This window comes from Candidatus Defluviilinea gracilis (assembly GCA_016716235.1).
Taxonomy (GTDB): Bacteria; Chloroflexota; Anaerolineae; order Anaerolineales; family Villigracilaceae; genus Defluviilinea; species Defluviilinea gracilis.
Genome location: JADJWS010000001.1, coordinates 598,706 through 624,514, shown reverse-complemented (window position 1 = coordinate 624,514; position 25,809 = coordinate 598,706). Strand labels below are relative to the sequence as shown.

The window sequence follows — 25,809 nt, the reverse complement described above, 5'->3', positions numbered from 1 at the left end:
GTAGTCGGATAGTCTGTGGGTTTGGGCTATCCGATTTTGATTCATTTTTGCTTTCGATTGATCCGAATCAATTTCCCTGTCATATCTCCCGCCTCTTGAACCATTCGGTGGATTTGTTCTGACTGTTCGCGCAAGTCAATATTCTGTGTGCAAACGATCAAGCCAGCATGGTTGGACGATTTCTTGTGCAATTCAATAAAATTCTCCCCGCTGTCGAAGCAAAATTCAACACTTCGGCATCGGGGATTCGTTGATTTGCATTTCCTGCTTCAAATGAGGTCAAGACATCATGTCCCATTTCACGCAGGTATTCGGCTATTTTGACGGGAAAGTTTTCGTTGGTATAGAAGGACGCCATCAGGCTTCCTCGTTCGACCGAATGGCTTGCTCGATTTCATCTTCATGCGAATCGGCGTACACCCAGGCGTTGACCAGATCCACCGCGCGCAGGGAGGGAAAATTTTCAAGGATGGCGACTTCCGTCCACCCAAGGCGGCGATAGTTATCGAGAGTCCAAACAGGGATGCGCGTCCGCACGATACACGCTTCGCCTCCCGACACGCCAGCGGTTTTTTCGATTCCCGCCCACGTGTTTCCCACTTCTTGAGCGAGTCGCTGTAACAATTCCGCTTTTTCGGCGCGGCTCAGACGAGAAATCTGCGGTTCGAGATTTTGAATACTCATACGTGCCTCGACTTTTGAGTATTATATCGTATATCCTTTTGCGCAAAACGGTATAATCCACGCCATGAGTTATCGTTTCTATCATCCCATCGAAGTCCGCTACGGGGATTTGGATCCGCAGGGACACGTCAACAACGCGAAGCATCTCACCTACTTCGAGCAGGCGCGGATCGCGTATTTGGTCGAGTTGGGACTATTCACGAAAGATCAATCCTTTATGGAAATCGGCGTGATTCTGGCGGATGCGCACATCACGTATCTTGAGCCTGTGTATTTCGGGCAGAAGATCAAGGTTGGAGTCCATGTGGCGAAGTTGGGGAACAAATCTATGACGTGGGAGCAGAATATCGTGGACGCGGATTCAGGCAGGGAAATTGCCAAAGGCGAAGTGGTGATGGTGACGTATGATTATCGCGCCGAGAAGACGATTTCCGTTCCGCAGGAGTGGCGGGAGAAAATTATGGAGTTTGAAGGTTCGAATTTATAATATACCTATGAAAATTTCCTCAAAATTTGACCCGAAGACAAATTGCGTACTTTATGAAGGCGATTGCTTAGAGTTACTGAAACAGGTTCCCAATGAAACTGTCAAACTTGTGGTCACATCTCCTCCATACAATATTGGCAAAGAGTACGAAAAACGCTTAAACCTCAATGAGTATCTGGAACAGCAAAAACAGGTTATTGCGGAATGTGCGCGTGTTTTACATCCAGAAGGAAGTATATGCTGGCAAGTGGGAAATTTCGTGTCTAACGGCGAGATAACTCCATTAGACATTGTGTTGTACCCTGTTTTTGCATCTCTTGGCCTACATTTGCGAAATCGCATTGTGTGGGAATTTGGTCATGGACTTCATGCTTCAAAAAGATTTTCAGGAAGATATGAGGTGGTACTTTGGTTTACAAAGTCCAATAAATACACCTTTAATTTAGATCCGATTAGAGTACCTCAAAAATATCCTCAGAAAAAACATTTCAAGGGACCAAAAAAAGGTGAGTTATCTGGGAATCCATTAGGAAAAAACCCTAGCGATATTTGGGATGTCCCCAATGTAAAAGCAAACCATATAGAAAAAACCATTCATCCGTGTCAATTTCCTGTTGAGTTAATTGAGAGATTAGTTCTGTCAATGACTAATGAAAACGATTGGGTTCTTGATCCTTTTATGGGAGTAGGAAGTACCGCAATCGCATCCTTGATCCATAATCGAAGAGCTGTTGGTGCGGAAATTATGCCCGAGTATATTTCAATCGCTAAAGATAGGATTATTAAAGCAGTAAATGGCGAATTGCAGATTCGACCAATGGAGCGTCCAGTTTACAACCCTACTAAACCTACTGAGAATATTCCTCCCAAGGTCATTAAATTAGCAAAGATAAAAACTGCCCAGCTGAGCCTTATGGAGAAGCGTGGAAAATACAAAGTGGAGAAGAAAAAATGAAAATAGTATATGAATATTCTCATCTTGGCGGTTCGGAAATATTGAAGGTTCGTTATCCAAAGTATGAACAAGAACTATACGATGTAATTGCTATGGTCAAAGCGCATAGAACAAAGATAAGCAAGGAAAAGACTAAAAAAGGCAGAGAGTTGTATTCGCCTATTGACATGAACGAGCAATTCAGTAAGGCATTTCAAGGAAGGGGGTACAAAGAACTTAGAGACACGTACACAATTACAGTACCAAATTCAGATATTGCCATATCTGGAGCATATAAACAAGTCGATTTTGTCAAAGAGAAGGTTTTAGTTGAGGTTCAATTTGGTAAGTATGCCTTTATGTTTTATGATATGGCTAAATTCCAATATTTTTTCAACGAAAACAAAGCGGATGTTGGAATTGAAATCGTACCCTGTCATAATCTACACAAAGGAATGTCGTCAGGAGTTTCATACGGCGAACAACTTGTGTATGATATCGAAAGACTAAAGCGGCATTTTCCTGCCGTGCCCGTGAAAGTTATTCTAATTGATGTGGACAAATAATATGAACCTTCCCAATTTTGACACAAACCATTTCACCAAATTTCTCGTTGACCTGCTCAACATCCCCTCACCCACTGGCTTTGCGGAGCCTGCGATTGCTTTTGTTGAAAAGGAGTTGTCGCAGTATCAGCAGTTGGAGTTATCGAGAACTCGCAAAGGCGCACTCGTTGCAAAGTGGACGGTGGAAAGTGATCTGCCGCCTGTGGCTTTGACCGCGCATGTGGATACGCTTGGCGCGGTGGTGAAGGAAATTAAATCAAGCGGACGGCTGAAGTTGAGTCGCATTGGCGGGGTGCAGTGGCCCACGATTGAAACCGAAGGCGTGTGGGTGTTCACGTCGAAGGGCGAGAAGATTCGCGGATCGGTGTTGATTGATAATGCGTCGGGTCATATTTTTGGGGGGACAGACACTCCGCGCAATGACGATCACATGGAAGTGAGGCTCGACGCGCGCACAACATCCGAAAAAGAAACGCGCGAGTTGGGAATCAACGTCGGCGATTGCGTGGCGTTCGATCCGCGCGTTGAGGTGACAAATGGATTCATCCGCTCGCGGTTCCTCGACGACAAGGCCTGCGTGGCAAATGTTGTGGCGGCGATCAAGTCGTTGGCAGAATCAGGCCGAAGTCCGAAAAGAAGCGTGTACTTCCACATCTCCAATTATGAGGAGGTGGGTCACGGCGCGTCGGCGGGAATCCCATCTGATGTGGCGGAGTTGGTCACGGTGGATATGGCGGTCGTCGGCGCGGGGCAGGAGTCGGATGAGTTCAGCGCGACGTTGTGCATCAAAGATAGCGGCGGCGTGTATCACGAGGGCTTGAATAAAAAGTTGCGCGCGATAGCCGAGAAACATGGCATCGCGTACAAGACCGATGTGTATCCGCTTTACGGGTCGGACGGCGAGGCGTTTTGGCGCGCTGGCGGCGATGTTGCGCTGGCGTTGATCGGTCCTGGCATTGATGCGTCGCACAATTACGAACGCGCACACATGGACGGGTTGAACGCGACGACGAATTGGATCATGGCGTATTTAATTGATTAAACACAAAGGACACGAAGGTCACTAAGGTTGGACGAACGACGAACGGATCGCCTTTCCACAGATTTTCCTTCGTGCACTTTGTGTCCTTCGTGGTGAGAAAAAATGAAACTCGATGCTGGATTACCACCCACTGGATTGAAAGACGTCCCCGCGATCGCGAAAGCCGCGGAAGAAATTGGATTCGACGCGCTGTGGACTCAGGAGACTCAACACGATCCCTTCCTGCCCTGCGCGTTGATCGCCGAACATACAACGCGTCTTCACTTCGGGACGGCTGTCGCAGTTTCCTTCGCGCGTTCGCCCGCGAACATCGCCTACACCGCCTGGGATTTAGCCGCGCAATCGGGCGGACGATTCATCCTCGGGCTTGGCACACAAGTCAAAGCGCACATCGAGCGGAGGTTCGGTCAGGCGTGGCCCGAGTCACCTGTGAAGAAATTGCGCGAGCAGATTCAAGTCATCCGCGCGTTTTGGGATTGTTGGCAGAACGGAACGAAGTTGAATTTTCGCGGGGAATATTACAAAATAACTCTGTTGTCTCCTTTCTTCAACGCGGGAGCGATTGAGCATCCAAATATTCCAATATATATTGCTGGCGTAAACACAGGCTTGGCAAAACTCGCGGGCGAAACGTGTGAGGGGTTCCTTGTGCATCCATTTAATACGCCGCGCTATTTGAGGGAAGTGATGTTGCCTGCGATTGAAGAGGGCGCAAAAAATGCAGGCCGCAAGCAGAAAGATGTATCCGTTTCGGTGACCGCGTTCGTTGCGACGACTCCCGAGGAGATGAATTTCGCCCGTGCGCAAATTTCGTTTTACGCATCCACACCCTCCTACCGCCCCGTCATGGACTTACACGGCTGGACTGGCGTCGCAGAGACATTGTCCGCGCACGCGGCGAAAGGCGAGTGGGCTGAGATGCCGATGCTCATCACGGATGAAATATTGAACGAGTTTTGTTTGGTGACGGATGACCCTTTGTCAGGCTCAGGGCTAGCCGATGAATTGAAGAAACGCTATGATGGAATCGCGGATCGGCTGACGTTGTACACTCCCTTTGTGGTTGGGGAGAGGGATGAGTGGTGGAGAGGGTTGGCGAAGGAATTCAAGTAGCTTCTCGCTGGCAAATCCTCAAATTTTCCCAAAAACAAGGAGTTGAACTCCTTGTTTTTTGACAAAAACAAGGAGTTGATGTATAGTGCAAGTATGTTTACGCGCGTGTACGAACCCCTAGAAAACCATATCCAATCTGGCAAAGTATTGCTGATTTACGGACCCAGACGCGTTGGCAAGACAACTCTGCTTCAGAATTTCCTGAAAACTACCCCTCACAAATATAAATTAGACTCGGGCGATAATACGCGCGCGCAGGAAATTCTCAGTTCACAGGATTTCAAACAGATATTGTCCTATGTGGAGGGATATTCCCTGCTGGCAATTGACGAAGCGCAAAACATTCCTAATATCGGTATGGGATTGAAAATCATCGTTGACCAGATGCCCAATATTCGAGTTGTGGTCACAGGCTCGTCTTCGTTTGAACTCGCGGGTCAGGTTGGCGAACCTCTTACAGGACGGAAGCGCACGCTGACGTTATATCCGCTGGCGCAATCGGAATTATTATCGTTTCAAAATCGATTTGAATTGAAAGAACATCTCGAAGAATATCTTGTTTTTGGCGCATATCCTGAAGTTGTATCCTCTGCGACCAAGAAGGAAAAAATTGACGTGATTGCTGAAATAGCCAATTCATACCTCGTCAAGGACATTCTGGCTTTTGATCGCGTCAAGAACTCAAAGACCTTGCTCGATCTTCTCAAATTGCTGGCGTTTCAGGTTGGCTCCGAAGTTTCACTAACAGAAATTGGAACACAGATCGGCGTGGATTATAAAACCATTCAACGTTATCTCGACCTGCTGGAAAAGGCGTTCGTGATTGTTCGGCTTGGAGGTTTCAGCAGAAACCTGAGAAACGAAGTGACCAACAAGGCAAAATACTACTTTATGGACAACGGTATTCGTAATGCGCTGATCGCCCAGTTCAATGAAGCGGATAAACGCAACGACATCGGTCAATTGTGGGAAAATTTTATTTTTATCGAACGATTGAAATATCGAACGTATCATTCCGTCTATGCCAATATGTATTTCTGGCGCACATACGATCAACAGGAAATAGACCTGGTGGAGGAACGCGACGGAAATTTATTCGGATACGAAGCCAAATGGTCAACAGTTAAAACTGTCTCTGCTCCGAAGAATTGGCTTGGGGGTTACTCCAATGCAAAGTTCGAAGTAATCACGCAAGAAAATTATCAAAACTTTGTTCTACCAGAATGAGGCATGATGAACTTCACCGACTATCAAACCAAATCACGCGCTACTGCAAAATACCCTGTCATCGGGCATGGAGTGATCTATCCCACGCTGGGACTCGTCAACGAGGCGGGGGAAGTGGCGGGCAAGATCAAGAAAGTGTTCCGCGACAAGGACGGCGAGATCAGCGCGGAGACGCGCGAGGCGCTCAAAGCCGAACTCGGCGATGTGTTGTGGTACCTCTCGCAAGTCGCCACCGAATTAGACCTGTCGCTGGATGAGATCGCCGAGGCAAATATCGCCAAGTTGTTGGATCGATTGGAGCGGGGAAAAATTCAAGGGGATGGGGATAATCGGTAAGAGAATAGTTGAATAGAGAGTAGATAAGTAGAAAGTGATGGCGCAAGAACTATTCTCTATTCTCCACTCTCTACTCTCTTCCTTCCATAATCACACAACTTTACAATCGGGCATTTTTCACACATCGCTTTGCGCGCGGTGCAGATTTCGCGCCCCAAGCGGATGATGTTCAAGTGAGCGGCGTAGTAGGTTTCGGGCGGGAACAAACTTTCGAGATGCGGATGCGCTTGCTCGACGGTCATCTTCTCAGGGCGGAGTCCGATGCGCCCCGTCACGCGGTAGACGTGCGTATCCACAGGGAAGGCGGGCATCCCCAATGAAAAGCACAACACGATGGCGGCAGTCTTCGGTCCCACGCCGTTGAATTTGGTCAGCCAGTTTCTTGCATCATCCACAGACATTGTCTTGAGAAACGACAAATCCATATTCCCGCGTTCTTCGGTGATGGCTTTCAACACCTGCTGAATGCGCGGACCCTTTTGATTCGCCAAGCCTGCGGGACGAATCGTTTCGATCACATCTTTTGTCTGCGCGTCGCGTACTTCTTCCCACGTTGGGAATTTAGCGCGCAGCAAATTGAACGCGCGATCGCGGTTCACATCGTTTGTGTTCTGCGAAAGGATGGTGCAAACCAGTTCGTGAACCGGGGGCATTGGGTCGCGCCAAATCGGCTCGCCATAAAACTCGATCAGTTTTTCGTGGACTTTCACCGCGCGTTTCGCTAAAGGATTCATGCGTAGCCAGCCTCCTTGATGAGTCGTAACGTGTTGTTTATCACGTCGTGATGTTTTTCAGGGATGTATTCATCGAACATCGCCACGCTGAGACGGTACAACGTGAGCGCCGCCGCGCCCCGCGATTGATATTGCGAGGAGGTGGAATCGAGTCCCCATGCTGTGCGGAACGCGCTCACCCACTTCGAATCGCGTCCCACCGCATCCTGGATCAGATCAAAGTAGCGATTCTCGCTGACAATCATCAGCCCTTTCTGTACCGCGACCGCTTCGAGCATGTTCTGTACCAATCCCCACACCGAATACAATACTGACGACTCATGTCCGCGCGCGAGACCGCTCAAAATTTTGTGAACTTCTTCCGCGCAGTGCATCACCTGCTCGGCGGCGAATTCATCCGCGGCGGATTGCAAAGGGGAAAAATCAAATGCCTGTGCAGACTTTTGCAACTCCGTCAACTCGCCAGTTTTATCCAGCACGATCCTCATTCCACTTAATCCAGGCACAGCCCAAATCGCGCGGCGCGGATTCGTCAACGCGGCGCGTTCATCATCGAGCAGGGCATATTTCAGGCTGACGAGTTTACTGTCAAAATATTTCAGCGTGTACTTGTCGTCCTCGGGCAATTTGCTCACAAAGATATCGAAATCAACATCGCTGTATTTTGATTCTTGTCCGCGCGCGTAACTGCCCACGATGCCAACACCAACGACATCAGGTGTGTCGATTTTTTTGAGAACAGATTGGATGAATGAGTCAGAGAGAGACATAATGCCGAAGTATACAGGTAGACACGGAAACACGTAACACGCAGTACGCAATAATCTCCAGTATCTAGTCTCCAGTTCTCTAATCCTCTATGCCTCTATTTCCCCACCCCTCCACTTTCCACCCTCCACACCTCCGCCCCCTCCACAAACTCAGGCGCGAACAATTTCAGGTCGGTGGTCGTGAACAGCACCTGCTCGCTCTCGCCTACATATTTCAACAGATCGGCGCGGCGTTGCAAATCCAACTCTGCCATCACTTCATCGAGCAGGACCACGGGCCATTCGCCTGTGCGTTCTTTCATCCAATTCACTTCGGCGAGTTTGAGCGCGAGTAACGCAGTGCGGATTTGCCCGCGCGAGCCGTAATCGCCGAGGTCAACTGTATCGGCGATGAACCGCAACTCGTCGCGATGCGGACCGATCGTCGTCACGCCGCGCGCGATCTCGTCGCTGCGAATCTTGCGCAATCGTTCGCGGAATCCATTTTCAATATCGCTCAACTTCATACCCGAACGGTCAACAACCGTTTCCATCTTCAAACCCATCTGCCCATTCGGTTGAGGAAGCGGATCGTACGCGGGCTCGTAGGAAAGGCGCAGAGTCTCAGTTCCGTGAGTCAGCTCGAAATGGACGCGCGAAGCGAGAGTCTGAATCTGCTGGACGGCTTCGATGCGCCACAAGATGATCTGCGATCCGAGCCGCGCCAACGCGTCATCCCAGACTTCGAGTTGGTCGCTGTTGCCCCCGCGTTCTCCAAGCATTTTGAGCAGAGCGTTGCGCTGTGTGACGACTTGATTGTATTCGCCGAGCGCGCGCGCAAACGCAGGCGTGGATTGCGCCAACGCGAGATTCAAATAACGGCGGCGGTCTTCGGGCGCGCCTTCGATGATCTGCGACATTTGCGGCACGAAGACGACCGCATTGAAATGACCGACCACATCGTTGATCGGTTTCTTCACGCCATCGAGCAAGACCTCTTTGCGAAGACGCTGACCGTTCAACACGCCGACAGGTTCGAGGATGAGCCGCGCCTCGATGCGATGTTTTCGCGCGCCGCGTTGATACTCCGCAATGAGACGCGCAACGGCGGGCGAATCTTTTTTATCGGCTTCGATGAAGTTGATGAGTTGCCGGTCGGTGTTGGTTTGAAAGGACGTGAATGCCGCGAGAAAATAAATGGCTTCGAGCACGGTCGTCTTGCCCTGCGCGTTCGCGCCTGTGAGCAGAACGGCGCGTTTCGGGAAATCCAGATCGAGCCGTGTGAATTTGCGGAAGTTGGTGAGGGAGAGGTGGCGGAGGTGCATGGGGGAAAATCAGAGAATTAGAGGATTGGAAAATTGAGGTGGGTAAGGAGTAATTGGTAATTAGAGATTGGAGATTGGAGATTATTGCGTACTACTTATTGTGTGCTACGTGTTTACCTGTTTACTTGTGTACGTGTCTACTTGTTTCCGTTCACCAACACCAGCAAAGGCGACGAATAACCATCGGCACCTACGTAGTACGCAATACGCAGTACCCTACTCCGTACTTCGTATTGCGTATTAAACCTCTTGCTCCGCATCCACTTCCTGTTTCGGTTGCCAGACACGCGTGGCGCGTTCGGTGAAGAGGATGCCGTTCAGGTGGTCAATCTCATGTTGAAAAATGCGCGCCAACCAGCCTTGCGCTTTGATCTTTACCGGCTTGCCGTGACGGTTCAGCGCCTTCACATGCACTTCGGCGTGGCGTTCCACCTCGCCCACCAAGCCGGGGATGGAAAGACACCCCTCCACGCCCATCGTCATCTCTGGCGAGGCTTTCACGATTTCGGGATTGACCACCGCCCACACTTTCTTCGGCGCGTCCTCTTTCTCTTCATCTTCCTGCTTCTCGAAATATTCGATCACCACGATCCGTTCCGACAACCCGATCTGCGGCGCGGCGAGACCGACACCCGGCGCTTCGCGCATGGTCTCCACCATGTCATTCAACAGCGATTGCAGATTCTTATCGAATTTTGTCACCGCATGAGCCTTGCGTTTTAGCACAGGGTCTGGGAGTGTAACGATATTACGCAGAGCCATTATTCTGATTCCTTTTGTTATCTTCTTCTCGTTTGAATTCTTCCGAACTCTTATGATACGTGGCAAGCCACTCCGCCATACGTTCGCGTTCTGCCGCCACAGCCGCCTGATTTTTCTTCACCACGCGCGCGTCGCGGCGGCGGTCGATATCCGATTGCACGCTGGCGGGGTCGAGCACATCTTCAAAGATAAGTTTATTTCCACCCACGGTGATATATACATGCCCGAAGTTGAAAATATTTCCAAGCAACCCGCGACGCTCATACTTGGTGCCGAGAATGTTTTCAAGCTGGGCGGCATTCCGCGATTCGGTGCCGAAGGGTTTACGATCGACGTCGATGATCTGGTCGCCGGTCACTTCGAACGTGTCGTTGCTCCAGTCCATGAGTTTATACCAAAACCAGCCCGCCAGCAGGAACATGGCGCCCAAGCAGAATAAAGCGTAGAGATCGATCGAGAGCCCGCCCGCCAGCGAGATGAACACATCCTGCGGCGAAATCAATAACTGATACAGCCGCAGGAGGAACAAAATAAACACCCCGACGAACCCAACAATGGGAAGCCATGCATCCAACGCCAGCACCACCCAATGCTTTCGATAGATCACCCCTTCACTCGTTTCGTAACGGAGTTTAAGAGTATTCGCCCCGAGCAATTTTAACCACCATGCGCCGCGCGGTTGGGCGACCGACGATGTCGGCTGGTTTGAATCAGCCGCAGGTCGGGCAGGAACCGGGATCCCCAGTCGTTTGCGGATGGCATCCTTCATCGCCTCTTTTTCCGTGGCGCTCGCCTGCTCCTTCGTCCTCTGCCAGTATTCCTCCACCATCTTCGCCGCCTGGGTCGGATGATTCACCAGAGCGAAATCGATCCTGCCCACGTACGTCCGCACGATCACATTTCCATAATCGAGCCAGCGACCGAATTGATTCACCTCCACGCCCAATGAAACGATCATCGAAAGCGGCGCTTCCTGTCGGCTATCCAAAAGACCGATCACCTTTTCGAGCCAGACCACGCGCTGGTTGGTGACCACGTAATAATCGTTGCTCCAATCGAGGATGATCCAACCCAGCCAAAGGGCAAACGCAAAGAACGACAACAGCGCCGCCAGCCACACGATGGTATGCGGCAAAATAAAAAAATACGCGTACGAAAAAAATACAGGAACGAAAAACAGCGCAAGAGGGCGCAGGATTTTCGGATACATGGCAAGCACATGCTTGCGCGCTAGAAAATACACCACCTCATCGGGTCTCAGCCATTTGAAGCGCAACTGCCGCGCCAACTGACGGCTTCGCACTGCGATCTCAAGATTACCGCGAAGTTTCGGGTGCTCCTTGAACAGTTTGTCGAAATCGCTCTTCGACAGCACGAGCAACGAAGTATCCTCCAACGCCGTCACGGTGGCAGAACGTCGTCGGTTTCCCATGATCCCCATCTCGCCGAAATAATCGTTCTTCACCAGCAACGCCAACTGGTTTTCCCTACCGTCAAGTTTTCGCACCACGCGCACCTTGCCCCCAAAGATCATATAAAAACCTTCCGCCGTCCCATCCTGCTTGAACACGATCTCGCCTTTTGCCACTTGCATCTCATCCATTTCATCCGCGATCGCCGCGAACTCCTCCTCCTCCAACCCAAAAAACAGGTGGATTTTTCTGAGAAATGCGATACGGGCAGATCGTTCGATGTTCACGATTTGATTCTATCAAATTTTATGGATGAAAACCGCCCCGCCTCATCCCGACTTTCAGCCTGCCTCGCCCGCGGATGCCTTTTCCCACCCCCATGATAAAATCCGCGCATGAAAAAATGGCATTTCTGGCTTGGCGTATTTATCAGCGTCCTCTTCATCTGGCTCGCCCTGCGCGGCTTGCAACTGGACGAGTTTTGGAACGCGGTTCAAAAAGCAAATTACGTCTGGTTAATTCCCGGCATCGGCGTGTACTTTGTCGGCGTCTGGGTCCGCGCGTGGAGGTGGCATTACCTCCTCAAACCTATCAAAGAGATTCCCACCAAGACCATATTTCCCATCACGACCATCGGCTACATGGGCAACAACATTTATCCCGCGCGCGCGGGCGAGGTGTTACGCGCCGTCATCCTCAAACGCAAAGAGGGCGTATCGGTCTCCGCATCGTTAGCCACAATCATCGTGGAAAGAATCTTCGACGGCGTAGTGATGCTGGGATTCGTCTTCGTCAATTTACCCGAGTTGGCAAAACTGACGAGCGCGTCGGGCTTCGTCGGCAACATTCAACAAGTGGCGGTGATCGGCACGGGCATCTTCATCGGCGCGTTGATCGTCTTCCTCGTAGCGGCAATGTTCCCGCAAATGACGGCAAGGATCGGGCTGTGGTTCATTCAACGCCTCACCCCGAAAAAACTTCACGAACGCATTATCGGTCTCATGAACAAATTTCTCGACGGCCTCGCCTCCCTCCGCTCGCCGTGGAATGTGTTGATGGTCTTTCTCACCTCGGTCATCATCTGGCTGTTAGAAACGGGCAAATACTGGTTCGTGATGCACGCCTTCAATTTCACGGTCTCGTTCTTCGCGCTGATGCTGATGAATGGAATCGTCAACCTTGCCACCACCATCCCCTCCGCGCCGGGCTACATCGGCACCTTCGACGCGCCCGGCATCGCCGTGCTCACCGCCTATGGCGTGGATCAAGCGACAGCGGCGGGCTACACACTCACGTTGCATGTGGCGTTGTGGCTTCCCATCACCTTGCTAGGCGCGTATTTTCTGGCAAAAGAGGGAATCCATTGGAGCGAAAATATTCGCAACGAACTAGGGGAAAATGGGAATGAAAGTTGAAGTTGACCAGAGCGGCAAGATCGGCGACACAAAAGTCCCAACCGTGCTGGCTTTTTCGAACGGGAAAGAATATGCCATTCTGATTCCTGCGACTGTAAAGCGCGAATGTTTATTGCGATTGCGAGCAACAACTCAGAGTGGAAAGACCCTTTATCTCAGGTTGTTTGCCGTAGGTCTATATTTTTTATTGAAAGACCATATCAGGGAATTTACCCAGATCACCATTGACTTGGAATACCCGGGACGAAATGCCGAAATCAAACTCTATCTCATGAATCTATTGAATCGAAGGCGAATATCCTATAACCCCGCAACCATTCGCTTTGCCCAAATCGGCAAGAAGTCCAATGCGCACAGCAAAGCGCTTGCTGTTTACCAAAAGATACAACGACCGAATAAGCAAATCGTTCTTGCGCAAATATTGGATGAGTTTAAAAAGCCGTGATCGGGATGTCTCCTTGCGGAGTTACACCCAGTTCAGCTGTCAGTGGTGTGCTGGCAGGTCCCTGGGTCACCCGATCACTGTTTGCATGATACACCTGCAAGGGATGCGAGTCAAGCGGGGGTTTGTAGGGCGATTGCATCTAAATTGAGGTAAAAAAGGGCTATCTTGAAGGAGGTAGCCATGACAAAGAAGCCATTGGAGGCGATCGCCGAGCATTTTAGCAAAGTGAGCGATCCGCGGGTGGATCGAACGAAGGAACATAAACTCATAGATTTGATCAGCATCGCCATATGTGCGGTGATCTGTGGAGCGGAAGGCTGGACGGACATTGAGCATTTTGGGCATAGCAAGATAGTCTGGCTGAGCACGTTTCTTGAATTGCCGAATGGTATCCCGTCGCATGACACTTTTGGTCGGGTCTTCTCGAAGTTGGATGCCCAACAGTTCCAGTTGGCGTTTTACGAATGGGTCTGGGCAGTCAATGAGATCATCCCAGGGCAAATCATCAATATGGATGGGAAGCGTTTGGGTGGCTCGCAGGATCGGCTACTGGGCAAACGAGCCATTTATATGGTCAGCGCTTGGGCGGAAGAAAACGAGATTGTTCTGGGACAGCGTAAAGTGGACGAAAAGTCGAACGAGATCACCGCCATCCCCGAATTACTCAAGATTCTGGCGCTTGCAGGCTGTATTGTGACCATAGATGCCATAGGAACCCAAACCAATATTGCCCAAACCATCGTCGCAGCTCAGGCAGATTATGTTTTGAGTGTGAAAGAGAACCAGGGGCGTCTGTTTGAAGATATTTCGGTCGTGTTTGCGGTCGATCAAGCCCACAACTTCAAATATGCTTCCCTGGACTATGACAAGACAGCGAATAAGGGACATGGGCGCATAGAAATTCGAGAATGCTGGAGTACCTCTGATCCTGCCTATCTAAACTTGATTCGTAACAAAGAAAACTGGCTGGTCTGCAAAGCATTGTCATGCTCGTGTGCACGCGGAACGTGGCTGGCAAGGAAACCAAAACAGTACGCTACTATATCTCCAGCCTGCCCAGTCACCCGAAACGATTGTTACATCTGGTGCGCAGACACTGGGCGATTGAAAATGAACTGCACTGGGTCTTGGATGTGGCTTTGCGGGAAGACCATAGTCGTGTGCGTAAAGATCAAGCTCCTGAAAACTTCGCCGTCCTTCGCCACATTGCGCTCAATCTGCTCAAACAGGAGAAAACCGCCAAAGGCGGTATGCATGCCAAGCAACTCCAAGCCGCTTGGAACCAGGATTACCTCCTCAAAGTCCTCGCCTCACCGATTTAGATGCGATTGCCCTACGGGGGTTTGCGATTTACAACGAAATCATCAGAAACGCTCTTTTTGCCTGAGTTATACTAGGGGTACTCGGTCCAGAATACAGGAACAAGGCACGGAAATGGCGCAACCAGACCTCCACAGCCGAAAAAGATTGAAGGTGTTGATCGCCGACGACGTCCAAGAGACGCGGCGCAATACCCGTCTCATGCTCGCCACGATTGACGATGTCGAGGTGGTCGCCATCGCGTCGAACGGATTGCAGGCTGTCCAATTTGCGAAGGAGCATCGCCCCGACGTTGTCCTGCTCGACATCAACATGCCCGAAATGGACGGGCTGACCGCCTACCGGGAAATCGCAAAAATCTATCCAGCAACGGGTTGTATCATCATCTCGGCGGAAAAAGACGCGGCGACCTTCCGCACAGCGATCTCGGTCGGCGTGCAGGAATATCTCGTCAAGCCGTTTACCGGGGATGAGTTGGAAGAAGCCATCGGCAAAGTGCGCGCGCGCGTGGAGCAGGCGCAACAACGGATCATGCAAGACACGCAAGTCCGCAAACAGCGCGAGGTCTTTCTCGTTCAACTTGCCACTGAATATGCAAAGACGCGCCGCACAGACGATCAGGCAATGGAAGTGTTCGAGCAGTTGGCGATGAATCCGCAGTGTGAAGCGCGTTGGCTGCAAACGCTCGCCATGATCTATGTGGTGCGGCAAAAATGGGGCAGGCTTAAAGTCCTTGCGGCAAAACTTGAGAAACGTGATACCAAGTGACTGTCACCTTGAAGGTGACAGTCACTTCTACGTGGAGAATCAATGAAAATCGCAATTATCGGAGCGGGGTATGGCGGGCTTGCCGCCGCGTATGATTTGAGAAAAGCAGGGCACGAAGTCACCGTTTTTGAATCGGCAACTTATGTCGGCGGGCTGGCGAGCGGATTCAAAGAGCCGCATTGGGATTGGTCGGTCGAGAAGTTCTATCATCACTGGTTTCAGTCGGACGCTTCGATGATGGGGTTGATAGAAGAATTGGGCTTGTCGAGCAAAGTGATCTTCCCGCGCCCGTTGACGGTGATGTACTTCAACGGAAATTTCTATCCGTTCGACTCGATCCTCAACGCGCTTCGCTTTCCCGGGCTTGGATTTGGACTCAACAAGATCCGCTTCGGATTCGTCGGGCTGTTTCTTCGCCTCACGAACAACTGGCGCGCGCTGGAACAAGTGACCGCCGATGAGTGGATGTTGAAATGGGCGGGCAAGCAAGTCTACGAGCAGATGTGGAAGCCGTTGCTCGTTGGTAAGTTCGGCCCGTTTTATAAGGATGTCAACATGGCGTGGATGTGGGCGCGCATCAAAGCGCGGACGACGAGGCTGGGAACGTTCGAGGGCGGCTTTCAACAATTCGCAGACTCGTTTGCGGAGAAACTGCGCGCGATGGGCGTGGAGATTCGGCTGGGGGCGCCGATCAAGTTCATTAAACAGAATCAGGCGTCGGGCGGATTGAACGTGGATGTCGAGTCGTTCGATAAAGTGTTGGTCACCACCTCCCCATCTCTCATGGCAAAGATGTGCCCCGATCTTCCTGAACATTATTTGAAGGGACTGCTTGAGTTGAAGTCGATGGGCGCGGTGGTGATGGTGTTGTCACTCAAACATCGGCTATCGGAACAGGGCTATTACTGGTTCAGCCTCCCCAAAGAAGCGGGCTTCCCATTGCTCGCGCTGGTGGAGCATACGAACTTTGTTTCAAAGGATCATTTCGGCGGCGATCACATCATTTATGCGGGCGATTATCTCGAATTGGGTCACGAATATTTTTTGTTGAGCGATGAAGAGTTATTGGAGCGATTCATGCCCGCCTTCAAACGGATCAATCCCGCGTTTGAAAAAGATTGGGTGAAGAAAGTGTGGGTGAACAAAACGAATTACGCCCAGCCCGTGCCGCTAGTGAATCATTCAAAAAATATCCCCGCCATTCAAACGCCCATCGAGGGATTGTATTTCGCTTCGATGAGCCAGGTCTACCCCTGGGATCGCGGCACGAACTTCGCGGTGGAGATCGGGAGACGGGCGGCGAGGATGATGTTTGGAAAGTGAGTATAATATCGCCATGACCACAAACCGCATTGCTGTTGACCCTGGAATTCTCGGCGGCAAACCTTGCATTCGCGGAACTCGCATCCCTGTGACGATGGTTCTCGAATTGATCGAGGATGGTTTGACGTTCCAACAGGTGATTGAGGACTATTACCCGCAATTGACAGACGAGGACATCAAGGCTTGTCTTCAATATGCGCGCGCGGTCGTCGAAGGCGAAGACATCCATTTTGTGGATGAAAAACCACTTGCGGCATGAAGTTCCTAGCCGATGAATGTGTCTACAAAGTAACCGTTGACCTGCTTCGTTCGCGGGGGCATGATGTGCACACCGCCCAAGAGACAGGCTTGGCAGGGAAACCAGATGAAGATGTACTCGCTTATGCAATCAAGCATGAGCGCGTTTTAATTACCATTGACATGGATTTCAGCAACATCAGGCATTATCCCCCGAAAACTCACAAGGGCATCATTGTGGCAAAGATGCGTCCGCGCAACGCCGAACAAGTCCATCATGTGCTGGAACAATTGTTGAACACCCTTGAAGAAGATGCGTTGAACCAATCTCTTGTGATCGTGGATCAGAATAAATATCGCATCCGATGATTTCGCGGCAGGAATTTCGCGGTGGAGATCGGACGGCGCGCGGCAAGGATGATGCTCACATAAAAAACTCCGGGCTAAAGCGCAAATAAATCTAGCTCTCTCGTTTCTGGCGGGAACATGTAACCCAAAGGCGCACAAAAGTTTTCTTTTTTGCTCGCTCTTCTTCGTGACCCTTCATCTCCTCTGTGATTCAATCTGTTTAAGGCTTTACTGCGAATTCCGCGAAAAAGCAAAAATTGTTTTTCTCAGAATTCGCCCGATTTGCGTAATTCGCGTTAAGATTCTCGCGCCTATTCTCTATGTCATTAAATCAGGTTGGAGTACAATACGAATTGTCTATTTTCCCCGCCGCGGATTCGGCGGGTACCTCAACACAAGGAGATTTTCCCATGTATCACACCCTCATCATCGCAGGCAACGTCGGCAAGGACCCTGAAATGCGTTACACGCCTTCGGGTCAGGCGGTCACATCGTTTTCGGTTGCCACGAACCGACAGTACACCACAGGCAACGGCGAACAGGTGAAAGAAACGATCTGGTTCCGCATTTCCACGTGGGGGAAGACGGCTGAAACGTGCAACCAGTACGTCAAAAAAGGAATGAAGGTTCTCATTGAGGGACGCCTCACCCCGGACAAAGCCACCGGCGGACCTCGCATCTGGACCAAGCAGGATGGTTCCGCCGGCGCGTCCTTCGAAGTGACCGCCAACACGGTCCGCTTCCTCTCGCGCGCGGATGGCGGCGGTGAAGCCCCAATGTCTGGCGGCATCGAACACGCCGAGATGCCGGCTGAGGATGATATTCCGTTCTAGCGCATGTTCTGGATGCAGTTGCACTGCATCCAGCCCGCAGTACAACTGCGGACAAACCCTATTCATTATGACCACACCCGATCCTCAAGCCGCGAAGCCGCCCCCAGGTATTTTGGCGCAGCCCGCGGGACCGAAACTCAAAGTGAAAGATGGGCTCGAGCCCGCGTACGCCAATTTGGCGCGCATCTCGCATTCGCCCACCGAGTTCGTCATTGACTTCGGTCACATGATCCCCGGCGAACCGACGGCGAACATCAATGCGCGCGTGGTGATGACGCCGCTCAGCGCAAAACTGCTCCTGCGCGCGCTCAACGAAAACCTTGCGCGTTACGAAGCCGCGTTCGGCGAGGTCAAAATTCCCAGCGGTAATACGCTGGCTGATAACCTCTTCCGCAATTTGCACCCGCCCGAACCGCCGAAAGAATGACCCATGCACAAACTCGAACAGATCGCCGACGAAATCCGCAAGAGTTTCGACGTCCGCACGAAGATGCGCGACGAAGCGCTTGCCCTCACGCGCCAATTGACGCGCGCCTGCTCGCTCGCCATCCGCGCGGTGCATCGGAGCGCGCAAGAGGAAATGGAAGAACACCTCGACGAAGCGCACAAACTGGCGGATCGATTACGCGCCGACCTCGCAAATCATCCCGACTTGTACTATGCGGGATACACACAAGACGCGCTCAAAGAATTTGTGGAAGCCAACGTCACCTGCGCGTTGATTCAGAACCGACCGCTTCAAACGCCGGGGGAACTTGGCGTTGAAAACTCGACCTACCTCAACGGGCTGGCGGAGGTCGTTGGCGAATTGCGAAGGCGCACGCTGGATATTCTCCGCTCGGGGTATTCACAGGAAGCCGAACGATTGCTCAGTTACATGGACGAGATCTACTCCGTGCTGGTGACCATCGACTACCCCGACGCGATCACGAACGGCTTGCGTCGCCAAACAGACTTGGCGCGCGGCATCATCGAAAAAACGCGCGGCGACGTCACCTTCTCCCTGCGCGGCGAAGACCTGACGCAAGCCATCCGCAAGTTGAGCGGTCAATTGAACGGCGGAGTGAATGAGGCTGATGAGAGCGGGCTGTCCATCAACCTGAACGAGGACGATTAAGAGAATGGCGCGTCGCCCCGGAAAAAAATACCCTCTCATCATCTACCGTCATATTGTCAGCCGCTGGTGGTTTGCCATGATCTTTATGGGATTCGGTTTGTTCGCGCTCGCCTATGGCGAGTACATCAAGCCTGCCGCCGAGTTTAATCCGCTTCCATGGCGGGTATTTGCCGGGGTGGGCGCGCTTGCCATTGTTGTGGGGCTCTTCTTTTTTGCCATCCGCTTCATGGCGTATGTTCAGCCGCATCCCGCCTTTTTGAAATTCGTCACCCCGTTCCTGCGGATGAACATTTCCTACCGGCGCATCCGCCGCACCACCACTACGGAAATGCGACAATTGTTTCCGCTCAAGGGTATCTCTGGCTGGGCGCAGGATGTTCTCTCTCCGCTGGCTTCGAAGACTGCGTTGGTACTTGAGTTAAACGGGTACCCGGTTTCTCCCATCATCCTGCGGATGTTCCTCTCGCGATTTTTCTTCAAAGATAAGACCCCGCATCTCGTTATTCTTGTGGAGGATTGGCTGAAATTCAGTTCCGAGATGGAAAGCATGCGCACCGGCGTTGAGCCCCCGGATGAACCGCGCAAGCCGAAGAATTCCATCCTTTCGCGCTTGCCGCAGAAATGAATCCCTGATCAAGATCAAAAAATCTCCGTCAAACGTGAACGGAGATTTTTTATGCGGGTTTCCTCAACGGTTGCGTGTCTGATTTTATCGGCAGGACAATAAAAAAGGATGTGCCCGCGCCTGCGGCAGACTCCACCCAAATGCGCCCCTGATGACCATCCACGATCGATTTCACGATGGCAAGACCCAGCCCGGAACCGGTAACATTTTCAGTAATGTTGCTCCCGCGGTAGAACTTATCGAAGATGTGCGGCTGGTCTTCGACAGGGATGCCGGGTCCGTTATCTGAGACTTTGAGGATGATCTGATCGCCCTCCGCAAGGATGGCGATATTCACCTCCCCGCCCGGGTGCGAATATTTGATGGCGTTACCGACAACATTGTCCAGCAATTGCCGCAGGCGAATCGGATTGGCGCGGATGGCTGGCAGGGAGGGAGTAATCTCAGTATGCACTTTGATGCGTTTGGTCTTGATCGTGCCTTGCAACATATTCAGGGTATATTGCAAAATGGCGTCGAGATGCACAAATTCGCGCCGCGTATCCATGCCCGCCTCCACACTGCCGAGATCGAGCAGGTCGTTGATCAGCGCGGTGATATGCTGGACGCTATCCTGGATGCGTTTTAGGAAATCCCGTTGGTGTTCATTGAGTTCGCCGGCGCGTTCGACCAATTCGGTATATCCGATCACCGAGGTGAGCGGTGAACGTAGATCGTGCGACACGGTGTGAACAAACTCACTGCGCATACGATCCATTTCCTTCAGGTAGGTGATATCCTGCATGGTCAGGGCGTATCCCACATCTTGAATCGTTGTCAGTTGGGCATTGCCCACGCGCCCATCCGGGAACCCCACTTCATAATAACTCAAAGGGTCGTTGCCGTTCTTGCGGGTGAAAAGCGCAAGCAAGTCCGGGTGGGTGATCACATCGAGCGCGGGCTTTCCCACCACGTATTTCGCGTCCAACCCAAATGTGCGGCACATGGCGGGGTTGATCAGCAGAATCTTTTTTTCCAAATCGAGGATCATCACACTGTCGTGAATGTTATTGAACACCGATTCGAGTCGCGCGTGCTCGGCTTCGGAGATCTGCGCGCGTTTTTTGAGCGAGGCGGTTGTGCGTCTCACCTCGCGGCGGAGCCAGTCTCCCGTGCGGTTTGCGTTCCTCAAACTGGCTTCGACCATTTCGGTAATTTCCACGGTTTTCAGCGGAGGGGCTAGATACCCGCTCAGCCCAAGGCGGAAAATATCTTTGACATGTTCGAGTTTGGGTTTATCGAGATAGAGCAAAACAGGCAGGGTTGGGAACCGTTCGTGCAATTCATCCGCGATGCGCGTTCCATCCCGGCCGCTGAATTTTTCCCCCACCAACAAAAGCGCCGGGTTGCTCTCCTGCAAGATCAATGCCAGTGAGCGGGTGTCCTTGGCGATCGCCGTCTCGTATTTAACGCGCAACGCGCGATCCATCAACTTCAAAACAGGCGAATCGTCCAGCGCGAGCAGAATCAGGTCTAACTTTGGCATGGGGCGGCGATTTCCAGATTCCCTTTCAGCAGGCTTAAATGATGCAAAGATTGTATCACCCGCTCATGGTTGTGGCAAATCAAACTCATTACATGCTATACTCACAAATCGGTTAATCCCACATAACAAATCCGAAAAGGCGCATCCATGAACTTGAGCGAATTCAAGCGGGAATTTCAGCCCAACCTCCTTCTTCCCAGCCTCACGGCTGGGCTGATCGCCGCCATTGTCACCATCAGCATGGAAATCTCTCTCGCGGCGTTGATCTTCTCCGGCGACCTCAACCCATTCCTCGCCGGCGGGATCGGCTTGATGCTCTTCGGCGCGCTTGTCGTTGGGGTTGTGGTTGCCATGCTCACTTCATTGCCCGGCGCGATCAGCGTGCCGCAAGATACCCCCGCCGCCATCTTCGCACTGATTGCCGCGTCGATCGCGCTACGCATGAAAGGGGCAGAGCCAAAGGCGGCATACGTCACCATAGTCGGAGCCATTGCCATCACATCGATCCTCACCGGCGCGGTATACCTGCTCATCGCCTGGTTCAAGGCAAGTTGGTTTGTGCGTTACATTCCTTACCCGGTCATCGGTGGATTCCTCGCGGGCACCGGCTGGCTCTTAAGCCTCGGCGCGTTCGGGGTGATGACCAACGTGAACCTTTCGTATTCCACCCTTCCGCAATTATTCACGCCCGGTCATTTATTCAGCTGGATTCCCGGACTCGTCTTTGCCGTTATTCTGTTGCTTGTCCTGCGAAAATCGAACCACTACCTGGTCACACCGGGCGCGTTAGTGATCGCCACCGCGTTATTTTATGGCTACCTCTTTCTCTCTGGAATTTCCATCACAGAGGCATCTGCGCGCGGCTGGCTCTTGGGACCTTTCCCCTCCGGCGGATTGTACCAACCCCTCACCCCCGCTTCTCTCGGACTGGTGGACTGGTCCGCCATCCTGCACAATGGCGACAAAATTTTCACCATCGTGATCCTGAGCGTGATTGCCCTCCTGCTCAATGCCAGCGCCCTCGAAGTGACCGTCAAACAGGATATCAACCTCAACCGCGAACTTCAAGCCGCGGGTTGGGCGAATCTGCTGGGAGGGCTGGGAGGCAGTACGGTCGGGTATCAGACACTCGGCCTGTCTTCATTAGCTCACCGGCTCGGCGCGAAAACCCGTCTTGCTAATATTATTTCCGCGTTGATCTGCGGCGCGGCATTATTTTTCGGCGCGTCGGTCATCTCGTTTTTTCCCAAACCCGTGCTAGGCGGAATGCTCCTCTACCTCGGGCTTTCCTTCCTCGTAGATTGGCTGATCGACGCGCGACGCGCCCTGCCAACGATCGATTACATCCTTGTCTGGATCATCCTCTTTATCATTGCCTCTGTCGGCTTTCTGGAGGGAATTATCGCCGGCACATTCATCGCCGCCATCCTGTTCGTGGTTTCCTACAGCCGCGTGGATGTGATCAAGAACGCGCTCAACGGCTCGATCTATCACAGCAAGGTCGACCGTCCCAAACTGCACCGCGATATCCTGCACGATCAAGGCGACGAAATTTACATCCTTAACCTGCAGGGGTTCCTCTTCTTCGGCACGATCCAAAATGTGTTGGAGAAGATCCGCCATCGCATCGACAAGAAAGACCTATGCAAACTCGGCTTCATCGTGCTCGACTTTCATCGCGTCACTCATGTGGATTCGTCCGCTGTGTTTGGCATTACCCGCCTGAAACAGGTGATCCAGGCGAACAACATCCTCATGGTGTGGACGGAAGTCAAGCCGGAGATCGTGAAGAACCTCGAACTGGGCGGCTTGAAAGACGACACCGACAATAGCTTCGTTATCAAGCCCAGCCTCGATGAAGGCGTGGAATGGTGCGAAAATAAGATCCTTACGCGGCAGGGCATGAACGACCTGACCGGGTTCATCGAAAAAGTGGAGAGCCAGCTCAAGCGCGTATTCCCCGACCTCCAGGGCTCAGACCGCCTGTTGCAATACCTCGAACGGCGCGAACTACGCGAGGGTGAGGTATTGATCAAACAGGGCGACCCCGCCGATGAAATGTACTTTGTCGAATCGGGATTGGTGACGATCGAACTGGAACTCCCCAACAATAAACATCTGCGCCTGCGAAGTATTCGCGGCGGCGCAATGGTGGGCGAGGTGGGCATGTATCTTCAACAAGAACGCACCGCCTCGGTGATCGCGGCGCGCCCCAGCGTTGTCTATCGTCTCTCCGCTCAATCGCTCAAGACCATGCAGGTGAAAGACTCGGAGGTGGCGGCGCAATTCCACGAGTGGATCGCCCGCCTGCTTGCCGAACGCATCGCGGATAACAATCGGATCATCGAAGCGTTGATGGAGTAACGCGAGTCTAAAATTCAAACACCGGTCGCGATTGACCTGTGACGATTCCCCGGTGATTCGCGACCTCGAGCGCGGGTCCAAACGCCGCCAAAGCCTGCTCCTGTTTCGTGGAGAGGACACCCAGTTGACGCAGGGCTTCCAGCATCACCGCCGGGCGCGCGCGACTGCGCCATTCAAGATTTCCTCCCATACGCGAGGCATCGCCATCCGCCACTTTCAACGCGATGCCCATGCCCGGGGAATCGCTCCCCAGCGCGCCGGGCATTATGCCGACAATTTGGAATCCTTCCGCGCCGCGCTTGCACACGATCTTTCCCTCTCCCGCCAGCATCAGTTGCTGGTCGAATTCGCCGTAGCCGCTGATCATTTCGGGATGAGCCGTCATCGCCGTAGTGATCTTTTTACACGCGGCGGCGCGAGGCTCAGCCAGCGCGCGCGGGTCGCACAAACGCGCCATGCCGAGCGCGGCATTGAACAGCGGAACCGCAAAATTCGGCGCGGAGCATCCATCCACGCCGAGGGAAATGTCGGGGGTGGGGATCAGGCATAAATCGGAGAAAGAAGCGAGGATGTCCTGTTGAAGGGGATGGTCGATGTCGAGGTAATCATCCAGCGCATAGCCCCGCAGGGTTGCGTATGCCAGCATGGTGGTGTGTTTTCCCGAGCAGTTGTTGAAGTTGGCTGTGGGGGCGCGTCCGCTGAGAATGAATTCCTTGAACATGGGAGCATCTTCGGGTAGGTGCGCTCCGCATTGTAGTTGGGATTCGCGGATGCCGATCTTTTGTTGCATCGCGGCGACGGTCTGCGCGTGCATGGCGCTGCCGATGTGCGACGCGCACGAGATGGCAAGCTCAGCCTCGGTATACCCGAAGCGCTCGATGCCGCCATGCTCTACGAAGGGAAGCGCCTGGAATGGCTTGGCGCTGGAACGCAAAAAAGCGACCTTGTGAGGGTCGCCGTAGGATGCGATCAATTTGCCGCGAGAATCAACAACCGCGATGGAGCCAAAATGAATGGCTTCGACAACCTTGCCGCGCGTGACTTCGAGGAGAGGTTGCGGCGCGTTCATCATTCATCCATCGTATGACGCGAGGAGGCGTGATAGTTGCGGATGTAGTATTGGTGCAGCCCGTAACGCAGGCGTTGGGCGAATTGTTTATTCCGCGTGATGGGCGGTTTGGACTCTTTGATGAATTGTTCGACGAGTTTATCGGCGGAGGCGATGGGGGCGCGCTTCTTGCCGAGTTTGTCGAATTTGTCGTAGACGCGTTTGAGCATTTCTGCCTGCGCTTTGATGTTTTGCAATGTGACCATGCCGCCGCGCCCGCTTACCACAGCGTAGCCTTTGTAGGCGGGGCTGAGGAGGAGGTTGAGGGATTCGATCCATGCGGGCAGGTCGGCATGGGCGAGGAACGGAGGTTGGCTCTTCATCACCGAGTCGCCGACGAAGACGATGCGCTCGGAGGGCAGGACCGCCCAGATCGCCCCGCGTGTGGGACCCGCGTGGCTCTCCAGGTGGATCGGGGTTTCGCCCCAGTGCAGGGAGAGTTGGTCGACAAAGGAAATTTCGGGGGGCGCCCAGCGCACGCTTCCCAACCCCGGAATCGACTCCCAGTTTGCGCCCGTCTCCTCGCCTTGGGCTTTGAAGGTGTTGGGGCGGTTGCGGAAGGCGAAGGCGGTTTTTTCGTGGGCGATGACCGTGCAGTCCATGGCGCGCGCGCCGAGGGTGCGGTCGGGGTGCGAATCGAGGTTGACGAGCATGCGTTCGGGTCCGTTGCCCATGCCCATGAGCGAGGCGCGCCACATGCGGCTGTCTTCGGGCGAGGGTGGCGCGTCGATCAATACCAGCCCGCGCGGCTGGCTGATGACTCCCAGCGTGACGCCGAGGTATTTCTCTTCAATATAGACGTTCTTGCCGATGGATTCCATTCAGGCTCCCGTAGGTTTGATGGTCTATCTTACCATCACCTTTTTTCTATTGCCATGCGAGATTTATAGGGCAATCGCGCCGTCTGATTACCTTGCGCAATGCTTGGTGGACGCGGAAGAACGCCGATTTTGCCGATTCAAAAGAAAGAAAATCTGCGTTTTCCGCGTGACCCGGCGTCCCGAGTTTGA

27 protein-coding genes and 2 pseudogenes are annotated in these 25,809 nt (G+C 52.6%); 19 read left to right on the top strand and 10 right to left on the bottom strand.

The genetic code is table 11. The features are described 5' to 3' along the window. Window positions 1–41 precede the first annotated feature (41 nt). Both IPM31_02950 and IPM31_02945 read right to left on the bottom strand, forming a co-directional pair. Window positions 42–358 (bottom strand): annotated as a pseudogene (locus IPM31_02950) (DUF5615 family PIN-like protein). Beyond that, the gene (locus IPM31_02945) at window positions 358–684 is read right to left on the bottom strand and encodes a DUF433 domain-containing protein (protein ID MBK9005930.1); all 327 of its coding nucleotides are present in this window, start codon (window positions 682–684) and stop codon (window positions 358–360) included. Before IPM31_02945 ends, IPM31_02950 begins: the two are co-directional and overlap by 1 nt. A gap of 64 nt (window positions 685–748) precedes the next feature. On the opposite strand from IPM31_02945, the gene IPM31_02940 reads away from it, so the two are divergent. The 7 genes from IPM31_02940 (at window position 749) to IPM31_02910 (ending at window position 6,389) form a co-directional block, all read left to right on the top strand. Then, on the top strand, window positions 749–1,171 hold the full coding sequence (locus IPM31_02940) for an acyl-CoA thioesterase (protein ID MBK9005929.1): 423 nt from the start codon (window positions 749–751) through the stop codon (window positions 1,169–1,171). 7 nt (window positions 1,172–1,178) lie between these two features. Further along, on the top strand, window positions 1,179–2,126 hold the full coding sequence (locus tag IPM31_02935; protein ID MBK9005928.1) for a site-specific DNA-methyltransferase: 948 nt from the start codon (window positions 1,179–1,181) through the stop codon (window positions 2,124–2,126). Beyond that, complete coding sequence (locus IPM31_02930; protein ID MBK9005927.1) at window positions 2,123–2,671, top strand: BstYI; 549 nt, start codon at window positions 2,123–2,125, stop codon at window positions 2,669–2,671. The genes IPM31_02935 and IPM31_02930 overlap by 4 nt, the downstream gene beginning before the upstream one ends. Window position 2,672: 1 nt before the next feature. After that, window positions 2,673–3,713 (top strand): M42 family metallopeptidase, encoded by a 1,041-nt coding sequence (locus tag IPM31_02925; GenBank protein MBK9005926.1) that lies wholly within the window; start codon window positions 2,673–2,675, stop codon window positions 3,711–3,713. 102 nt (window positions 3,714–3,815) lie between these two features. Beyond that, window positions 3,816–4,826, top strand: a complete 1,011-nt coding sequence (locus IPM31_02920; GenBank protein MBK9005925.1) for a TIGR03617 family F420-dependent LLM class oxidoreductase — start codon at window positions 3,816–3,818, stop codon at window positions 4,824–4,826. Window positions 4,827–4,931: 105 nt separating this feature from the next. Continuing rightward, window positions 4,932–6,053 (top strand): ATP-binding protein, encoded by a 1,122-nt coding sequence (locus IPM31_02915; GenBank protein ID MBK9005924.1) that lies wholly within the window; start codon window positions 4,932–4,934, stop codon window positions 6,051–6,053. A 6-nt stretch (window positions 6,054–6,059) separates the two neighbouring features. Beyond that, window positions 6,060–6,389, top strand: coding sequence for a nucleoside triphosphate pyrophosphohydrolase family protein (locus tag IPM31_02910; GenBank protein MBK9005923.1), 330 nt, complete (start codon window positions 6,060–6,062; stop codon window positions 6,387–6,389). A gap of 56 nt (window positions 6,390–6,445) precedes the next feature. On the opposite strand, the gene IPM31_02905 is transcribed toward IPM31_02910, so the two are convergent. From IPM31_02905 to IPM31_02885, 5 genes are all read right to left on the bottom strand, one after another. Continuing rightward, window positions 6,446–7,123, bottom strand: coding sequence for an endonuclease III (locus IPM31_02905; GenBank protein ID MBK9005922.1), 678 nt, complete (start codon window positions 7,121–7,123; stop codon window positions 6,446–6,448). Beyond that, complete coding sequence (locus IPM31_02900; protein MBK9005921.1) at window positions 7,120–7,893, bottom strand: nucleotidyltransferase domain-containing protein; 774 nt, start codon at window positions 7,891–7,893, stop codon at window positions 7,120–7,122. The genes IPM31_02905 and IPM31_02900 overlap by 4 nt, the downstream gene beginning before the upstream one ends. 95 nt (window positions 7,894–7,988) lie before the next feature. Continuing rightward, window positions 7,989–9,197 carry a DNA replication/repair protein RecF gene (locus tag IPM31_02895; protein MBK9005920.1) on the bottom strand — a complete coding sequence of 403 codons (1,209 nt, stop codon included), beginning with the start codon at window positions 9,195–9,197 and terminating at the stop codon, window positions 7,989–7,991. Between the two features lie 240 nt (window positions 9,198–9,437). Next, a complete protein-coding gene (def, locus tag IPM31_02890; protein ID MBK9005919.1) occupies window positions 9,438–9,959 on the bottom strand; it encodes a peptide deformylase in 522 nt (173 codons plus the stop codon). After that, window positions 9,946–11,658, bottom strand: a complete 1,713-nt coding sequence (locus IPM31_02885) for a cyclic nucleotide-binding domain-containing protein (GenBank protein ID MBK9005918.1) — start codon at window positions 11,656–11,658, stop codon at window positions 9,946–9,948. The genes def and IPM31_02885 overlap by 14 nt, the downstream gene beginning before the upstream one ends. A gap of 108 nt (window positions 11,659–11,766) precedes the next feature. Between IPM31_02885 and IPM31_02880 the strand changes: the two genes are divergently transcribed. From IPM31_02880 to IPM31_02830, 11 genes and pseudogenes are all read left to right on the top strand, one after another. Next, window positions 11,767–12,786: a flippase-like domain-containing protein gene (locus IPM31_02880; protein MBK9005917.1), complete on the top strand. Its 1,020-nt coding sequence runs from the start codon at window positions 11,767–11,769 to the stop codon at window positions 12,784–12,786. Beyond that, window positions 12,776–13,231 carry a hypothetical protein gene (locus IPM31_02875; protein ID MBK9005916.1) on the top strand — a complete coding sequence of 152 codons (456 nt, stop codon included), beginning with the start codon at window positions 12,776–12,778 and terminating at the stop codon, window positions 13,229–13,231. Before IPM31_02880 ends, IPM31_02875 begins: the two co-directional genes overlap by 11 nt. Before the next feature lie 180 nt (window positions 13,232–13,411). Beyond that, window positions 13,412–14,553, top strand: a pseudogene (locus IPM31_02870) (ISAs1 family transposase). 112 nt (window positions 14,554–14,665) lie between these two features. Beyond that, window positions 14,666–15,319, top strand: a complete 654-nt coding sequence (locus IPM31_02865) for a response regulator (protein ID MBK9005915.1) — start codon at window positions 14,666–14,668, stop codon at window positions 15,317–15,319. 42 nt (window positions 15,320–15,361) lie between these two features. Continuing rightward, a complete protein-coding gene (locus tag IPM31_02860; protein ID MBK9005914.1) occupies window positions 15,362–16,642 on the top strand; it encodes an NAD(P)/FAD-dependent oxidoreductase in 1,281 nt (426 codons plus the stop codon). A gap of 13 nt (window positions 16,643–16,655) precedes the next feature. Beyond that, a complete protein-coding gene (locus tag IPM31_02855) occupies window positions 16,656–16,901 on the top strand; it encodes a DUF433 domain-containing protein (protein MBK9005913.1) in 246 nt (81 codons plus the stop codon). Further along, on the top strand, window positions 16,898–17,248 hold the full coding sequence (locus IPM31_02850; GenBank protein ID MBK9005912.1) for a DUF5615 family PIN-like protein: 351 nt from the start codon (window positions 16,898–16,900) through the stop codon (window positions 17,246–17,248). The genes IPM31_02855 and IPM31_02850 overlap by 4 nt, the downstream gene beginning before the upstream one ends. 389 nt (window positions 17,249–17,637) lie before the next feature. Continuing rightward, window positions 17,638–18,060, top strand: coding sequence for a single-stranded DNA-binding protein (gene ssb, locus IPM31_02845; GenBank protein MBK9005911.1), 423 nt, complete (start codon window positions 17,638–17,640; stop codon window positions 18,058–18,060). 67 nt (window positions 18,061–18,127) lie between these two features. Next, window positions 18,128–18,487, top strand: a complete 360-nt coding sequence (locus IPM31_02840; protein ID MBK9005910.1) for a DUF3467 domain-containing protein — start codon at window positions 18,128–18,130, stop codon at window positions 18,485–18,487. 3 nt (window positions 18,488–18,490) lie between these two features. Next, the gene (locus IPM31_02835; GenBank protein MBK9005909.1) at window positions 18,491–19,177 is read left to right on the top strand and encodes a haloacid dehalogenase; all 687 of its coding nucleotides are present in this window, start codon (window positions 18,491–18,493) and stop codon (window positions 19,175–19,177) included. Window positions 19,178–19,181: 4 nt separating this feature from the next. Further along, a complete protein-coding gene (locus tag IPM31_02830; protein MBK9005908.1) occupies window positions 19,182–19,802 on the top strand; it encodes a hypothetical protein in 621 nt (206 codons plus the stop codon). 49 nt (window positions 19,803–19,851) lie between these two features. Here IPM31_02830 and IPM31_02825 read toward each other — a convergent pair whose 3' ends face one another. Then, on the bottom strand, window positions 19,852–21,327 hold the full coding sequence (locus IPM31_02825; protein MBK9005907.1) for a PAS domain S-box protein: 1,476 nt from the start codon (window positions 21,325–21,327) through the stop codon (window positions 19,852–19,854). Between the two features lie 147 nt (window positions 21,328–21,474). On the opposite strand from IPM31_02825, the gene IPM31_02820 reads away from it, so the two are divergent. Beyond that, window positions 21,475–23,691, top strand: coding sequence for an SLC26A/SulP transporter family protein (locus IPM31_02820; GenBank protein ID MBK9005906.1), 2,217 nt, complete (start codon window positions 21,475–21,477; stop codon window positions 23,689–23,691). Between the two features lie 7 nt (window positions 23,692–23,698). On the opposite strand, the gene IPM31_02815 is transcribed toward IPM31_02820, so the two are convergent. Both IPM31_02815 and IPM31_02810 read right to left on the bottom strand, forming a co-directional pair. Continuing rightward, the gene (locus IPM31_02815) at window positions 23,699–24,760 is read right to left on the bottom strand and encodes an asparaginase (protein ID MBK9005905.1); all 1,062 of its coding nucleotides are present in this window, start codon (window positions 24,758–24,760) and stop codon (window positions 23,699–23,701) included. Next, on the bottom strand, window positions 24,760–25,620 hold the full coding sequence (locus IPM31_02810; GenBank protein ID MBK9005904.1) for a hypothetical protein: 861 nt from the start codon (window positions 25,618–25,620) through the stop codon (window positions 24,760–24,762). Before IPM31_02810 ends, IPM31_02815 begins: the two co-directional genes overlap by 1 nt. Window positions 25,621–25,809: the final 189 nt, after the last annotated feature.

Coding starts and splice junctions, on each gene's coding strand:
- IPM31_02910 (MBK9005923.1), top strand. CDS start 6,060: ATGAACTTCACCGACTATCAAACCAAATCACGCGCTACTGCAAAATAC.
- IPM31_02855 (MBK9005913.1), top strand. CDS start 16,656: ATGACCACAAACCGCATTGCTGTTGACCCTGGAATTCTCGGCGGCAAA.
- IPM31_02815 (MBK9005905.1), bottom strand. CDS start 24,760: ATGAACGCGCCGCAACCTCTCCTCGAAGTCACGCGCGGCAAGGTTGTC.
- IPM31_02820 (MBK9005906.1), top strand. CDS start 21,475: ATGAACTTGAGCGAATTCAAGCGGGAATTTCAGCCCAACCTCCTTCTT.
- IPM31_02875 (MBK9005916.1), top strand. CDS start 12,776: ATGAAAGTTGAAGTTGACCAGAGCGGCAAGATCGGCGACACAAAAGTC.
- IPM31_02935 (MBK9005928.1), top strand. CDS start 1,179: ATGAAAATTTCCTCAAAATTTGACCCGAAGACAAATTGCGTACTTTAT.
- IPM31_02810 (MBK9005904.1), bottom strand. CDS start 25,620: ATGGAATCCATCGGCAAGAACGTCTATATTGAAGAGAAATACCTCGGC.
- IPM31_02900 (MBK9005921.1), bottom strand. CDS start 7,893: ATGTCTCTCTCTGACTCATTCATCCAATCTGTTCTCAAAAAAATCGAC.
- IPM31_02895 (MBK9005920.1), bottom strand. CDS start 9,197: ATGCACCTCCGCCACCTCTCCCTCACCAACTTCCGCAAATTCACACGG.
- IPM31_02865 (MBK9005915.1), top strand. CDS start 14,666: ATGGCGCAACCAGACCTCCACAGCCGAAAAAGATTGAAGGTGTTGATC.
- IPM31_02925 (MBK9005926.1), top strand. CDS start 2,673: ATGAACCTTCCCAATTTTGACACAAACCATTTCACCAAATTTCTCGTT.
- IPM31_02940 (MBK9005929.1), top strand. CDS start 749: ATGAGTTATCGTTTCTATCATCCCATCGAAGTCCGCTACGGGGATTTG.
- IPM31_02880 (MBK9005917.1), top strand. CDS start 11,767: ATGAAAAAATGGCATTTCTGGCTTGGCGTATTTATCAGCGTCCTCTTC.
- ssb (MBK9005911.1), top strand. CDS start 17,638: ATGTATCACACCCTCATCATCGCAGGCAACGTCGGCAAGGACCCTGAA.
- IPM31_02920 (MBK9005925.1), top strand. CDS start 3,816: ATGAAACTCGATGCTGGATTACCACCCACTGGATTGAAAGACGTCCCC.
- IPM31_02825 (MBK9005907.1), bottom strand. CDS start 21,327: ATGCCAAAGTTAGACCTGATTCTGCTCGCGCTGGACGATTCGCCTGTT.
- IPM31_02840 (MBK9005910.1), top strand. CDS start 18,128: ATGACCACACCCGATCCTCAAGCCGCGAAGCCGCCCCCAGGTATTTTG.
- IPM31_02945 (MBK9005930.1), bottom strand. CDS start 684: ATGAGTATTCAAAATCTCGAACCGCAGATTTCTCGTCTGAGCCGCGCC.
- IPM31_02930 (MBK9005927.1), top strand. CDS start 2,123: ATGAAAATAGTATATGAATATTCTCATCTTGGCGGTTCGGAAATATTG.
- IPM31_02835 (MBK9005909.1), top strand. CDS start 18,491: ATGCACAAACTCGAACAGATCGCCGACGAAATCCGCAAGAGTTTCGAC.
- IPM31_02850 (MBK9005912.1), top strand. CDS start 16,898: ATGAAGTTCCTAGCCGATGAATGTGTCTACAAAGTAACCGTTGACCTG.
- IPM31_02830 (MBK9005908.1), top strand. CDS start 19,182: ATGGCGCGTCGCCCCGGAAAAAAATACCCTCTCATCATCTACCGTCAT.
- def (MBK9005919.1), bottom strand. CDS start 9,959: ATGGCTCTGCGTAATATCGTTACACTCCCAGACCCTGTGCTAAAACGC.
- IPM31_02905 (MBK9005922.1), bottom strand. CDS start 7,123: ATGAATCCTTTAGCGAAACGCGCGGTGAAAGTCCACGAAAAACTGATC.
- IPM31_02860 (MBK9005914.1), top strand. CDS start 15,362: ATGAAAATCGCAATTATCGGAGCGGGGTATGGCGGGCTTGCCGCCGCG.